Raw genomic sequence first — 13,791 nt, forward strand, 5'->3', positions numbered from 1 at the left:
TCGGCATCAAGGCCACCTTAAGGGCTAAGGAATCTTGACGCGTTTTTTCGGTCTGGGGGAATTGGGCGCCTGGTTTTCTGCGGTGAACGCAGAAACCAGATGCGCGATGGTATAATGTCTGTTTTACAGACATTATACCACAGACAGCTGCGGATTGGCATGTATACAGACAGATTTTTCCTTCTTTCCTCCCGGTCCCCAGGCCTGTTCCGGGTCTGGCGGATCCACTTTTCCCCTTTTATCATAGAATAATCTTACAGAAACGAAAAAGGGGAGATTTTATGAATGAGAACAGAAAGGTCATCATCGATGCCGGTCATGGAGGACCGGAGCCGGGAGCCGTATATAATGGAAGGAAGGAAAAAAACGATACCTTAAGACTGGCCTTTGACCTGGGAAGCGCCCTGGAGCGCCGGGGGATCCAGGTATCCTACACCCGGGTGGAGGATGTATACGATACCCCCTATGAGAAGGCCGCCATGGGAAACCAGTCGGGCGCAGACTTTTTTGTGTCCATCCACAGGAATGCCATGCCCGTGCCGGGAACCGGATCGGGGATCGAAAATCTGGTGTTTTCTTCCTCCGGCACAGCCGGACTGCTGGGAAAAAACATCGGCCGGCAGCTGGCGGCTGTGGGCTGGACGGATCTGGGCGTCAAGGAGAGACCGAGCCTGGTGGTCCTCCGCCGGACGAAAATGCCGGCGGTGCTGGTGGAAGCCGGATTCCTTGACAATGAAAAGGACAACGCCTTTTTTGACGCCAATCTGGCAGCCACAGCCGATGCCATCGCCGACGGCATCCTTGAGACCTTTGAGGAGCTGGAGGCCCGGGAGGACCAGGCGGCCAGCGGGGAGATCCCTGGATTTTATATGGTGCAGACCGGGGTGTTCCGGCTGCGCTCCAATGCCGAGGCCCAGCTTCAGGAGCTGAAGGACCAGGGCTTTCCAGCCTTTATGACCGTAAAGGACGGCCTTTTCTATGTGCGGGCCGGGGCGTTCCGGGAGATGGACAACGCGGTGCAGATGGAGCGCCGTCTGAGGCGGCTGGGCTACGGGACTCTGATCACAAGATCCTGAAAAAGGGCTTAAAATCCAGTGGGGAATGTGGTATGATAAAGCTGTCAGAAACATATGTAAACACGTTGAAATTTTCATGAAAAACAACAGAAGGGGGCGCTTTTATGGAAAAACAGAATCTGATCATCACCATCGGCCGCCAGTACGGCAGCGGCGGAGCGGAAGTCGGGAAGAAGCTGGGCCAGAGGATGGGCCTGGACGTTTATGACAAAGAGATACTGAAGATGACTTCCGATGAGAGCGGGATCCGGGAAAGCTATTTTCACCTGGCCGACGAGCGGGCGGGAAAAAAGCTGCTTTATAAGATCGTCCAGTCCCTGATCCCGGAAAATACGTCCCCTTCCACAGGCTCCGACCTGGTATCCGCCGACAATCTGTTCCGGTTCCAGTCTGCGGTCATCCGGCGTCTGGCCCAGGAGGAATCCTGTATTTTCATTGGCCGCTGCGCCGACCATGTGCTGGCGGGAACCGAGCGGCTGGTGAGGATCTTCATCTACGCGGACATGGAGGCCAGGATCCAGAGGATCCGGGAAAAGGGCTATTATGAGGAACATGAGATCGCCAGAAATATCCGGCGCATGGACCGGGAACGGCGGGATTATCACCGGTATTACACAGGAAAAGAATGGGAGAACGTGGAAAACTATGATATGATGCTGAATTCCGGGGTCCTGGGTACAGACGGCTGCGTGGAATGTATTTTGTCCTACCTTAAGATCCGCGGTCTGTATCCGGCATAGGCCGGGAGGGGCGGGTTTTTTTGGAGGCCGGGAAGGCCGGGCTCCGGGAAACCCGCTCTTGCAGTTTGGCCTTCCAGTTGCTATAATATCGGAAGCCATCATAGTTGGAAACAAGGAGATAGAAAACAATGGAGCATAAGAAGATAAGCGCCGTGATCTTTGACATGGACGGCGTGATCGTGGACAGCGAGTTTGTATATATGGATTACCTTCTGGAGTTTGCCAGGAAAAAGAATCCGGAGGTGACCATGGACCAGTTAAACCCCATGGTGGGCCTCAGCCGGAAGGACAGCTGGACGGTAATGAAAAATGCAGTGGACAACGGCCAGACCTGGGAGGAGCTGCGGGATGAATTTGCGGTCCTGGATATTTACAGCCAGGTGGACTATAAAAAGATCTTCCGGCCCGAGGCCTACACGACGGCCATGGAATTAAAAAAACGCGGCTACAAGGTGGCCCTGGCCTCCTCCACAGGCCCGAAGCTGATCGCCCGGATCATGGAGGAGACGGGGATGCGTCCCGTATTTGATCTGATCGTCAGCGGCGGCCAGTTTAAGCAGAGCAAGCCCAATCCGGAGATCTATCATTATACGGCCAAGACCCTGGGGATCCCGGAAGAGGAGTGCTTTGTGGTGGAGGATTCCACGGTGGGGATCCAGGCGGGAAAGGCGGCCGGGATGACCGTGGCAGCCCTGGAGGATGACCGGTTCGGCTTTGACCAGAGCCAGGCGGATATCCAGATCCGGCAGATCTCTGAGATCTTAAAATTTCTTCCGGGGACAGAAAATATAGTCCTCTGCGGAGCCAGCTCCTATGAGCAGAAGTATTATTTCAACCAGGATTTTAAGGCGCTGCCGGATCATATAAAAAAAGAGCTGCAGATCATGTGCGTGCTGTTCACCGAGGACATCGGCGGCGTCCTGACCATGGAGTTTACGCCGGAGGGGGAGCTGGAGTTTAAGGTCCAGGCCGACGATAAGGACTATTTATTTGATGAGATCGGCAGCGGCTTAAAGATCCGCCAGTACCAGAGGGAGAAAAAGGAACTTCTGGAGTCCCTGGAGCTGTATTACCGGGTGGTATTCCTGGGAGACAGCCTGGCGGACCTGGAAACAGAGGAGGAGACGGATGCGTGATCGGAAGAATGGAATAGGAAGGCAGGCGGTCCTGGCAGCGGTGTTTGCGGGGGCCTTGTCCATGGGGACCGTATCCGCCGATGCCCTTGCCTTTAATTTTGGTCCCGGCATGGAGGATCATGAGGTGATCATATATGACGGCCAGGCGGCCAACAATCCGGCCTATGACAACGGCTGGAGCGGCGGAGCCGGTCCCGGAGAGGTGGGAAATAATCCCATGGGAAACCAGGGACAGACAGAGGAAGAGGCCCTGTCCGGCGGCCCCAACTCCGAGGCGGCGAAAAAATATCTGGAGGACCAGGAACGGTCTCTTTATATATTCAGTACCTACCGGGGAGGGACCTGGGAAAAACTGGAGGATGGAAAATGGCGGCTGATGGCGTCTGACGGGCAGCCCGTTTCCAGCCAGTGGGGCTATGTGGATGGGAAAACGTATCTGCTGGACATGTACGGGATCATGCAGACCGGCTGGCAGATGGTCAATGGAAAATGGTATTATTTAAACAGTGTGGGAGCTATGCAGACGGGCTGGCTTCTGAAGGAGGGAAAATATTATTTTCTCAATGCAGACGGCAGTATGGCTGCCGGCTGGGTCAATTCCCAGGGGATCTGGTATTATTTTGACCAGCAGACTGGCGTCATGCAGACCAATACATATGTGGATGACGGCCGTTATGTGAACGCGGAAGGAGCCCTGGTACCATGAAGCTGACGATCGGAAATGTGACCCTGGACAACAATGTGATCCTGGCTCCCATGGCAGGGGTGACGGACCTTCCCTACCGGGTGCTGTGCCGGGAGCAGGGCTGCGGTCTGGTATGTATGGAGATGGTCAGCGCCAAGGCGGTGCTTTATAAAAACAGGAATACAAAGGAGCTTCTGGAGGTGGATCCCAGGGAACGGCCCGTATCCCTTCAGCTATTCGGGTCAGATCCGGAGATCTTGTCAAAGATCGCAGGAGAGCTGGAAGAGGGGCCCTACGATATTTTCGACATCAACATGGGCTGCCCGGTCCCAAAGATCGTTAAAAATGGAGAGGGCTCGGCGTTAATGAGGAACCCGAAGCTGGTGGAGGAGATCCTTTCCGCCATGGTGCGCACCCTTAAAAAACCAGTGACGGTGAAGATCCGCAAGGGCTTTGACGATTCATCCGTCAACGCTGTGGAGATCGCGAAGATCGCCGAGGGCTGCGGTGTTTCGGCCATTGCCGTCCATGGCCGCACCAGAGAGCAGTATTATTCGGGAAGGGCGGACTGGGACATCATCCGCCAGGTCAAGGAGGCGGTATCCATTCCGGTCATTGGAAACGGAGATGTGTTCACGCCGGAGGATGCGAAGCGGATGGTGGAGGAGACCGGATGCGACGGGATCATGGTGGCCCGGGGAGCCAAAGGGAATCCCTGGATCTTCCGGGAGATCGCAGAATACCTGGAAACAGGGAGAAAGCCTCCCAGGCCGTCGGCAGATGAGCTTAAGGCCATGATCCTGCGCCACGGGCAGATGATGCTGGAATTTAAAGGCGAGACAGCGGGAATGCGGGAAATGAGAAAGCATGTGGCCTGGTATACGGCCGGATATCCCAATTCTGCGGCGTTGAGAAACGATATCAATACGGTGTCCACCATGGATGAGCTGACGGCTCTGATCGGAGAACGCCTTTAAGAACAAAAAAGAAAGAACGGGAAAGGCCGCAGGCCGGTCCGGGACAGCGAAGGCTGCCGGAGCGGGCTGCGGCCTTTTTGCGGCTGCGGGGCCGGAGGCGTCAGAATTTAATGGTGCCGTTGTCCATGCCATCGAAGATCAGCTGGAAGGTGGATTTTTTTGATTCCTCCAGGTGATACAGCATTTTTTCTGCAGCCTCGTCCCAGTTTTTCTGAAGGCAGGGGCGGATGATGTCCAGATGCTCTTTGAAGGTGTCCTCCAGACGGTTATTGGAAACGTTGCCTGTCATGTAGCGGAACCGGGCGTTCTGGGTGAGGATCAGGCTGTAATTGTTCTGGATGTAAACGTTGGGGCAGGATCGGACGATCATCAAATGGAAATCAGAATCCAGTTCATAAAAATAGTCGTTGTTTTTAAAGCATTCGCTGTTGGAATCGGTGTGGAGGAAAATATCGTAAAATCCATGAAGCCGTTCCACAGGGAGAAGGGAGCCGTAATTTTTCAGGATATAGGGTTCGTACATATTTCGTACTTCAAAGATCATGTTGATGTCACTGACGGTTAAAGATTTAACGATAATTCCGCGTTTGGGACGGATCTCGATCAGCCCCTCCTGCTCCAGACGGCCTAAAGCGTCCCGGATGGGCGTGCGGCTTAAGCCCAGGGCCTCCGTCAGGATCTCTTCATTTAGAAAGGTGCCGGGAGCGTATTCGCAGGTGACGATCTTCTGGCGTATCTTATTGTATGCTAAGGTTTTCAGATTTGTTTTCGGCATATGGGACTCCTTATGATGAAAAATGACACGTAAATAAGCACTGATGTATATAACAGAAGTTTACCATAGAATCGGAGAATTTTCAAGGTGCTGAAATGTTAAAAGAATAACAAAATAGAACACAGCGGAATGCACAAAACACAGAAGAATGCTTTGTTAAAATGTACAGAACAGAAGAAAATAGTCGGTTCCATATTGACATATTGGCAGAAGGTGTCTATAATCTGATGTATACAACAAAGAATACAAAATGAAACCGATGAGGTATCAACATATCATTCACAGGAGGAATGAACCATGAAAGCAATGTACATTAACGCTCCCGGCCAGGTCGAGATCAAAGATGTGGAAATGCCGGTGAGAAAAGAAGGCGAAGTTTTACTGAAGCTTCTTTACGGCGGGATCTGCGGAAGTGATCTGGGCTCCTACCGCGGGACCTTCGCATACTTCGATTATCCCAGGATCCCGGGCCATGAGTTCTCCGCGGAAGTGATCGAGGCCGATGAGAACAATGCGTATGGGATCAGGAAGGGAATGATCGTGACCTGCAACCCGTACTTCAACTGCGGCCACTGCTATTCCTGCCAGCACGGCACCGTAAACGCCTGCATGGACAACCAGACCATGGGCTGCCAGAGAGACGGCGCCTTCCAGGAGTACATAACAATGCCCATCGAGCGTGTGTACGACGGTAAGGGCATGGATGCAAAGACACTGGCAGCCATCGAGCCCTTCTGCATCAGCTACCACGGCGTGAGCCGGGCCAACGTAAAAGAGGGAGATAAGGTCCTGGTAGTGGGAGCCGGAACCATCGGCGTTCTGGCGGCCATCGCAGCCAAGGCCAAGGGCGCGTCTGTTTACATTTCCGACGTATCTGCCGGAAAGCTGGAGATGGCAAAGGACTTTGGCGTAGACGGAACACTTTTAAATGATTCTCCGGAAAACTTCGGGAAGAGAGTGAACGAGATCACAGACGGCAACGGCTTTGACGTTACCATCGAGGCGGTGGGGCTTCCGTCCACCTTCCAGAACTGCATTGACGCCTGCTGCTTTGGTGGCCGTATGGTGCTCATTGGAGTTGGAAAGAAGAACCTGGACTTCAACTTCACGCTGATCCAGAAAAAGGAGCTGAACGTTTACGGCTCCAGAAACGCATTAAAGAAGGATTTCCTGGAGCTGATCGACATTGTGAACGCTGGAAAGGCTCCCTTGGAGAAGATCATCACCAACGTATATCCCTTTGATGAGGCTGCAAAGGCCTTTGAGGATTTTGCCAACAATCCGGGAGATATGTTAAAGGTCGTATTTGATTTCTCTGCCATCGGGAAATAAATACAGCCGGGCGGGACGGATCCCGCAAAGAAAAGGAACGTGAAGGCCCTGGAGGGCTTTACACATAAACCCAAAATATGCAGCGGCCCAGGCGGCCGGCGCAGAGGGCGCAAAGAACAGCCGGACCGCTGCAAAAAGCTAAAAACGGAGGGAAAACATTATGAAACTGAGAAAGGTTATGGCCCTGACACTGGCAGGAGCAATGGCAGCAGCAACTCTTACAGCCTGCGGCGGCGGAGCAGACGAGACGACTGCGGCAGCAGCCGGAGCTGACAAGGAAACAACAGCAGCAGCTGAGGACAAGGAGACGACCGCAGCAGCAGCTGATTCCGGCAGTGCAGACGCAGAGGTAGTTCTCCAGGTCGCATTCGAGAACTCCATCACGGAGCCCGTTGGCGAGGGCTGGACAAAGGCACAGGAGATCATCAAAGAGAAATCCGGCGGAAAGATGGCCATTGAGGTTTATCCGGACTCCCAGTTAGGAGACAAGTCCTCCCTGATCGACTCCATGCTCTTAGGAGAGAATGTCTGCACACTGGCAGACGGCGCTTTCTATGCAGACTACGGCGTACCGGATTTCGGTATCGTATTCGGACCGTTCCTGTTTGATAACTGGGATCAGTGCTGGACTCTGATCGAATCTGACTGGTATAAAGAGCAGTGCGGCAAGCTGGAGGAGAAGGGTCTTAAGATCATCGCTTCCAACTGGATCTACGGCGAGAGACATACATTAACAAACGTTCCGGTGAACACAGTTGAGGACTTAAAGGGCTTAAAGATCCGCGTTCCTTCCAATGAGATCCAGTCCAAGGGCTTCGACGTTTTAGGCGCAACCTCCACAGGTATGGCTTTAGGCGACGTTTACCAGGCTCTTCAGACCAAGACCATCGACGGAGCTGAGAATCCGTTAGCAACTCTTTATGGAAGAAAGCTCCATGAGGTTGCCAAGTACCTGATCCTTGACGGACACGTAAAGAACTTCACCACATGGGTGGTTTCTGCTGACTGGTTCAACAGCTTAACAGAAGAGCAGCAGACCTGGCTCTTAGAGACCGCTTCTGAGGCCGGTGAGTACAACAACGAAGTACAGCAGGCTGCTGAGGCCGATTACCTCCAGAAGATGAAGGACGAGGGCGTTACCGTTGTGGAGCCGTCCGAAGAGGTTCTTGCAGGCTTCAAGGAAAAGGCACAGCCCTTCTATGAGATGGACTTTGGCTGGACAGATGGTCTCTATGACACTGTAAGAGCAGCCATGGGCGCAAACGAATAAGACTGACGTGAAATGATCTTCTGCGGCGGACCGTTGCGGTCTGGCCGCAGAAGCCAATATTAGGAGCAAAGGTATGGAAAAGAAACAAAATAAAATTGCTTCTGTCCTGATGAACCTGGATATCGCAGTTGCATCTGCGATCCTGGCGATCCTGATCGTCCTTACCTTCCTGGGCGTGATCTGGCGTTATATTTTCGACGCTCCCTTCACATGGCTCGAGGAGGTGCAGACTTCCTGTTTAGTATGGATCGTATTTGCAGCGGCCGGCGCCGCTTTCAGGACCGGAAACCATGTGGCCATCGAAATGATCGTGGATCTGATGCCTGCGAAGGTGCAGAAGATCATGGAATGGTTCATTTCCATCGTGGTGGTGGCAGTTGTAGGCTATCTGTTCTTCCAGAGTATCGGCTTCATCCAGGTATTCATAAAGAGCGGCCGTTCCACCAGCATGTTAAAGATTCCTTATACAGCCGTATACGGAATTGCGATTTTTTCTTACATTGATATGATCTTCAGCTATTTTTACAGCATCATTAAAGGTGTAAAATCGGAAGCAAAGGAGGCGGCAAGCAGCAATGAGTGATGTTCTTATGTTATCAGCCATCGTAATGCTGGTCCTGTTATTCCTTAAGGTTCCGGTGTATATTGCCGTTCTTGGCGGCTCCATGGTGTATTTCGTATTAAATCCCGATATCAATGCCGTGGTATTTGCCCAGCAGGCCATCATCGGTACGGAGAAGATCTCCCTTATGGCCATCCCGTTCTTTATCTGTGCGGGTATCTTCATGAACTATACGGGCGTTACAAAGCGGATCATGGACTTCTGTGAGGTTGTCACTGGCCGTCTTCCCGGCGGTCTTGCCCAGGTAAACGTTCTCCTTTCCACCGTCATGGGCGGTCTGTCCGGCTCCAATATCGCCGACGCGGCCATGGAGTCCAAAATGATGGTGCCGGAGATGACAAAGAAGGGCTTCTCCCTGGAGTTTTCCAGCGTGGTTACGGCAGCTTCCTCTATGATCACTCCGCTGATCCCGCCGGGAATCGCTATGATCCTTTACGGATGTATTGCCAACGTATCCATCGGTAAGCTGTTTATTTCCGGCTTTGGCGTAGGCGGCCTCCTCTGCATCACCATGATGATCTTAGTGGGCTTTATTTCAAAAAAACGCGGATACGGAAACCTGACCACAGAAAAGCTCACCTGGCCCCGGTTCTGGAAGGCCTTTAAGCCGGCAGTCCTGCCCTTATTGCTTCCGATCATCATCATCGGAGGTATCCGTATCGGTATCTTCACCGCAACGGAGGCCGGAGCTGTGGCGATCCTTTACGCTGCCCTTTTAGGCATCATTTACCGTGAAATGCATGTGAAGGATATGGTGCAGGGCTTAAAGGAGACCGTGTGTTCCACAGCATCCATCATGCTCATCGTATCCGCGGCATCTGTATTCTCCTGGATCCTTACCAAGGAGCGGATCCCGCAGACGCTGACCGCATGGATGTTAGCCAATATCCACAGCAAATTCGTATTCCTGATCGTTGTGAACGTGTTCCTTCTCCTTGTGGGCATGTTCATTGAAGGAAACGCTTCCATGATCATTCTGGTTCCGTTACTGGCTCCCATTGCTGCCGAGTACGGGATCAACGAGATCCAGTTTGCAATGATCTATATCTTCAACAACGCCATCGGCGCATTATCTCCGCCAATGGGCACGCTGATGTTCGTTACCTGTTCCATTACCAAGTGTAAGACGGCGGCCTTCATTAAAGAGGCAGTTCCGTTCTACATCCTGCTGGTGGTCAACCTGATGCTCCTGACATGGTTCGAGCCGTTCACCACCTTCCTGGTAAATCTGTTCTATTAATAAAGAGCCCTGCTTCCAAATGGAGGTGGCTTCACCTGCCGGATGGATGGTCATGCATTCATCCGGCAGATTTTTTAAGAAAGTCGAGGAAAGCTTTATGGAACGTTTAAATTATGAAGTGTTAAAAAAATCCGGTTATGACGGATATGTATTAAAGGATGCGCCGGAGAAGGTGCTGCAGTTCGGCGAAGGAAACTTTTTACGGGCGTTCGTGGATTACTGGTTCGATCTGGCCAACGAGAAGGCCGGCTGGAACGGAAAGTGCTGCCTGGTACAGCCCATTGCTCCAGGCCTTGCCAATATGATCAATGATCAGGAGGGCCTTTATACCCTGTATCTGCGCGGCAGTGAAAACGGCCAGAAGGTGGATGCAAAGCGCGTGATCTCCAGCGTGAGCCGCTGCTTAAACCCCTATGAAGCCGACGACTACAAAAAAATGATGGATGTGGCTGCCAGCGACGATCTGGAGATCATCGTTTCCAACACCACAGAGGCAGGCATCCAGTATGATCCTTCCTGCAAAAAGGACGACTGCCCGCCGTCCAGCTTCCCGGCAAAGCTGACCCAGGTCTTATATCACCGCTATAAAGCTGGAAAGCCGGGGATCGTGATGTTAGCCTGCGAGCTCATCGACAACAACGGAAAAGAACTGTTAAAGTGCGTGAACCAGTACATTGACCAGTGGGAGCTGGAGGACAGCTTCAGAAAATATGTGAATGAGGACTGCACCTTCTGCGGCTCCCTGGTGGACCGGATCGTACCGGGCCGTATCCGGGATGAGAAGGAAGTGGCTGAATTAGAAGAAAAGCACGGCTATGCAGATCCCCTGCTGGACGTGGGAGAGGTGTTCGGCGTATGGGTCATCGAAGGCGACGAGAAGTTAAACGATGTGCTTCCCTTTAAGAAGGCCGGACTTCTGGACAAGGTATTCGTAACACCGGATATGAGCCCCTACAAAAAGAGAAAGGTGCGTATCTTAAACGGCGCCCACACAGGCTTTGTTCTCGGCGCATACCTGGCAGGTGAAAATATCGTCCGGGACTGCATGAACGATGAGACCATCAAGGGCTTCATGAACAAGATGCTCTACGATGAGGTGATCCCGACCCTTCCGCTGGATAAGGACGATCTGATGCAGTTTGCTGCCGCCGTGGAGGACCGGTTCAATAATCCCTTTGTAAACCATGAGCTCATGAGCATTTCCTTAAATTCCACCTCCAAGTGGAAAGCCCGGAATATGCCGTCCTTCTTAGGCTACATTGAGGAAAAGGGCTGCCTGCCCCAGTGCCTGACCATGTCCCTGGCTGCTTATATCGCATTTTACAGCAATGAGATCCAGTCCCTTACGGACGCCGGACTGGTATGCAGACGCCCGGCTGGAAATGAGTATACCGTAAGCGACGACCGCTGGGCCCTGGAATTTTACTATGCCCACAGAAACGACACTCCAGAGGCTCTGGTCCATGCCGTTCTTACCAACGAACAGATGTGGGATCAGGATCTTACAAAGATCGCCGGACTGGAAGAAACCGTTACTGTCGACTTAAAGATGATCCGCACGGAAGGAGCAAAGGCTGCGTTTGCAAGCTGCCTGTAATTTGAAATATGAAGACAATAAGGATTTCTGATCTGGACAACGTGGCAGTGGCTCTCCACCCCATCGCAGAAGGCGAGGAGATCACCGCCGGAGGGATCACTGTTAAAGCTCTTATGGACATCCCCCAGGGCCATAAGATCGCCCTTCTTCCCATCAAAAAGGGTGAAAATGTGGTAAAATATGGCTTTCCTATCGGTCATGCCACCGAGGATGCCGCTCCGGGAACCTGGATGCACACCCATAACGTAAAGACCAACCTGGAAGGTGAGATGGAGTACACCTATACCCCAAGCCTCACATTCCCTGAAAAGGTGGAGCCGGAGACCTTCCAGGGCTTCCGCAGAAAGGATGGCCGCGCCGCCATCCGCAACGAGATCTGGATCATTCCCACGGTGGGCTGCGTCAACGATGTGGCCAAGAAGATGGTGCGGGACAATCAGGATCTTGTGACAGGGACCATCGACGGTCTTTACACCTTCCCCCATCCCTTCGGATGCAGCCAGACCGGCGAGGACCATGCCCAGACAAGGAAGCTTCTGGCGGCCCTGGTGCGCCATCCCAACGCGGCGGCTGTGCTGGTGCTGGGACTGGGCTGTGAAAATCTGACCCACGAGCAGTTCTTAGAGGAGCTGGGCGATTACGATAAGGACCGGGTAAAATTCCTAATCTGCCAGGAAGCCGGGGATGAGTTTTCTGAGGGCCGGGAGCTGTTAAAGCAGTGCGCAGAATATGCGTCCCAGTTTAAGAGAGAGCCCATTCCTGTAAGCGAGCTGGTCATCGGCATGAAGTGCGGCGGCTCTGACGGCTTATCCGGGATCACAGCCAATCCGGCTGTGGGCCGCTTCAGCGACATGATGGCGGCCAGAGGCGGCTCCACTGTGCTCACAGAGGTGCCGGAGATGTTTGGCGCAGAGGGCTTCTTAATGAACCGCTGCGTCAATGAAGCGGTGTTTGAAAAGGCCGTGGACATGATCAATGGCTTTAAGAATTATTTTATCAGCCATAATGAGGTGGTTTATGACAACCCCAGCCCAGGAAACCGTCAGGGCGGGATCACCACCCTGGAGGACAAGTCCTGCGGCTGTGTCCAGAAGGGCGGTACGGCTCCCATCATGGACGTGATCGGCTACGGAGATCCGGTGACAGCCAAGGGGCTCAATATGCTGTATGGACCTGGAAACGATCTGGTCTCCGCCACAGCCATGACAGCGGCAGGAGCCCATATGATCCTGTTCACCACAGGAAGGGGAACCCCCTTCGGAGCTCCGGCCCCGACTCTTAAGCTGGCCACCAACAGCCAGCTTGCGGAAAAGAAAAAGGGCTGGATCGACTTTGACGCCGGCCCCATCGCCGATGGAGAATCCATTGACGACGCTGCAAAGAGACTGCTGCAGCTGGTGATCGAAACAGCAGACGGAAAGCAGACAAAGGCCGAGGAGAAGGGATTCAGAGAGATCTCCATCTTCAAGGACGGCGTTGTGCTGTAAAACGTATGGGCGGCCCCAAAGGGTGCACCCCCATAAGGAAGTAATTTGATTGTCGCAGGGCGGCATGGCTGAAAGGTCATGCCGTTCTGCTTTTTCTTTGCCGTTCCACAGCCTGATCGTCGCCCGGCAGGTTGACTTCTCCAATGAAGTTCCAGACTAGTTCAATCTTCTGCCTGCGGTGGCCGCTGGACTTATCCGGCGCATGGACGATAATCTTTTTTACAAACTTTTCTACCGCTTGCCGCCATGCCTTGACCTGCTCCGTCAGTTCTTTTTGTTCTGTCTCATAGTCGGCGGAGAGTTTCAAGAACCGTTCATGACTGATTGCCCCACTGATGTCATCCTCATAGATGCGCTTGAAAATGCGGTCAAGTTCAGTAATGTGTTTTTCCGCTTGGGCGATTTCACGCTTGCGTTTCTGAGACTCTTTTTCGGCTTCTTGGAAGTGTTGCTTTTCGCGACTTCCTCAAATGCCATAGCATCATCAAAGAACAGTGCCGCCACATCGAAAATCCGCTGCAAAACAAACAGTTTCAGCGTTTCTTCCCGGATAAAGTGCATGGTACAGTCGCCTGTATTGCTCTTATACCGGGAACACCGATAGCAGTCTTGCTGCGGTGTCATGTTTTTGCCTGTGGCGAAATGCAGTTTGCTTCCGCAACCGGCGCACTACAGCAGACCAGAAAACAGCTCTTGCGAAGCAGCCAACTTTCTGCGGACGGGAGCTGTTGCCTTTATCCGTGATTGAGGCGGTCCGCGTCGGTGATCCGTTGGCCGTGGAAAGTGTCTTGCGATATTATGACGGCTTCCTCCGTATTTGCTGTGTGGTAACCAAGCAGGCGCAAGCAGAAATT

The 13,791-nt window shown here is 52.8% G+C and carries 14 protein-coding genes and 2 pseudogenes; 12 read left to right on the top strand and 4 right to left on the bottom strand.

Going from position 1 to position 13,791, the window contains the following annotated elements:
* Positions 1-281: 281 nt before the first annotated feature.
* From WIH05_RS12160 to dusB, 6 genes and pseudogenes are all read left to right on the top strand, one after another.
* Positions 282-1,076 carry an N-acetylmuramoyl-L-alanine amidase gene (locus WIH05_RS12160; RefSeq protein WP_215653190.1) on the top strand — a complete coding sequence of 265 codons (795 nt, stop codon included), beginning with the start codon at positions 282-284 and terminating at the stop codon, positions 1,074-1,076.
* A gap of 104 nt (positions 1,077-1,180) precedes the next feature.
* Positions 1,181-1,816, top strand: a complete 636-nt coding sequence (locus WIH05_RS12165) for a cytidylate kinase-like family protein (protein ID WP_158359442.1) — start codon at positions 1,181-1,183, stop codon at positions 1,814-1,816.
* Positions 1,817-1,944: 128 nt separating this feature from the next.
* A pseudogene (locus tag WIH05_RS12170) lies at positions 1,945-2,502 on the top strand (HAD family phosphatase); the annotation flags it as partial.
* 72 nt (positions 2,503-2,574) lie between these two features.
* Positions 2,575-2,952, top strand: coding sequence for a DUF6145 family protein (locus WIH05_RS12175; protein WP_262427287.1), 378 nt, complete (start codon positions 2,575-2,577; stop codon positions 2,950-2,952).
* Complete coding sequence (locus WIH05_RS12180; RefSeq protein WP_022273255.1) at positions 2,945-3,658, top strand: hypothetical protein; 714 nt, start codon at positions 2,945-2,947, stop codon at positions 3,656-3,658. Before WIH05_RS12175 ends, WIH05_RS12180 begins: the two co-directional genes overlap by 8 nt.
* Positions 3,655-4,614 (top strand): tRNA dihydrouridine synthase DusB, encoded by a 960-nt coding sequence (gene dusB, locus WIH05_RS12185; protein ID WP_215653191.1) that lies wholly within the window; start codon positions 3,655-3,657, stop codon positions 4,612-4,614. The genes WIH05_RS12180 and dusB overlap by 4 nt, the downstream gene beginning before the upstream one ends.
* A gap of 100 nt (positions 4,615-4,714) precedes the next feature.
* Here dusB and WIH05_RS12190 read toward each other — a convergent pair whose 3' ends face one another.
* Positions 4,715-5,389 carry a GntR family transcriptional regulator gene (locus tag WIH05_RS12190; RefSeq protein WP_022273253.1) on the bottom strand — a complete coding sequence of 225 codons (675 nt, stop codon included), beginning with the start codon at positions 5,387-5,389 and terminating at the stop codon, positions 4,715-4,717.
* Between the two features lie 297 nt (positions 5,390-5,686).
* On the opposite strand from WIH05_RS12190, the gene WIH05_RS12195 reads away from it, so the two are divergent.
* The 6 genes from WIH05_RS12195 to WIH05_RS12220 all read left to right on the top strand — a co-directional run bounded on the left by WIH05_RS12195 (position 5,687) and on the right by WIH05_RS12220 (position 12,937).
* On the top strand, positions 5,687-6,721 hold the full coding sequence (locus WIH05_RS12195) for a zinc-binding alcohol dehydrogenase family protein (protein WP_022273252.1): 1,035 nt from the start codon (positions 5,687-5,689) through the stop codon (positions 6,719-6,721).
* A gap of 160 nt (positions 6,722-6,881) precedes the next feature.
* Positions 6,882-7,991 carry a C4-dicarboxylate TRAP transporter substrate-binding protein gene (locus WIH05_RS12200; RefSeq protein WP_022273251.1) on the top strand — a complete coding sequence of 370 codons (1,110 nt, stop codon included), beginning with the start codon at positions 6,882-6,884 and terminating at the stop codon, positions 7,989-7,991.
* A gap of 73 nt (positions 7,992-8,064) precedes the next feature.
* Positions 8,065-8,574 carry a TRAP transporter small permease gene (locus tag WIH05_RS12205; protein WP_022273250.1) on the top strand — a complete coding sequence of 170 codons (510 nt, stop codon included), beginning with the start codon at positions 8,065-8,067 and terminating at the stop codon, positions 8,572-8,574.
* On the top strand, positions 8,567-9,853 hold the full coding sequence (locus WIH05_RS12210; RefSeq protein ID WP_022273249.1) for a TRAP transporter large permease: 1,287 nt from the start codon (positions 8,567-8,569) through the stop codon (positions 9,851-9,853). Before WIH05_RS12205 ends, WIH05_RS12210 begins: the two co-directional genes overlap by 8 nt.
* 97 nt (positions 9,854-9,950) lie before the next feature.
* Entirely contained in the window at positions 9,951-11,450 is a 1,500-nt protein-coding gene (locus WIH05_RS12215; RefSeq protein WP_022273248.1) for a tagaturonate reductase, read from the top strand.
* An 8-nt stretch (positions 11,451-11,458) separates the two neighbouring features.
* Complete coding sequence (locus WIH05_RS12220; RefSeq protein ID WP_022273247.1) at positions 11,459-12,937, top strand: altronate dehydratase family protein; 1,479 nt, start codon at positions 11,459-11,461, stop codon at positions 12,935-12,937.
* 76 nt (positions 12,938-13,013) lie between these two features.
* Here WIH05_RS12220 and WIH05_RS12225 read toward each other — a convergent pair whose 3' ends face one another.
* From WIH05_RS12225 to WIH05_RS12235, 3 genes and pseudogenes are all read right to left on the bottom strand, one after another.
* A complete protein-coding gene (locus WIH05_RS12225) occupies positions 13,014-13,244 on the bottom strand; it encodes a DUF4368 domain-containing protein (RefSeq protein ID WP_022273246.1) in 231 nt (76 codons plus the stop codon).
* Positions 13,241-13,498 carry a hypothetical protein gene (locus WIH05_RS12230; protein WP_337425450.1) on the bottom strand — a complete coding sequence of 86 codons (258 nt, stop codon included), beginning with the start codon at positions 13,496-13,498 and terminating at the stop codon, positions 13,241-13,243. Before WIH05_RS12230 ends, WIH05_RS12225 begins: the two co-directional genes overlap by 4 nt.
* A 9-nt stretch (positions 13,499-13,507) precedes the next feature.
* Positions 13,508-13,561: pseudogene (locus tag WIH05_RS12235) on the bottom strand (hypothetical protein); the annotation flags it as partial.
* Between the last annotated feature and the right edge of the window lie 230 nt (positions 13,562-13,791).

This window comes from Alitiscatomonas sp., assembly GCF_037242085.1.
Taxonomy (GTDB): domain Bacteria; phylum Bacillota; class Clostridia; order Lachnospirales; family Lachnospiraceae; genus Alitiscatomonas; species Alitiscatomonas aceti.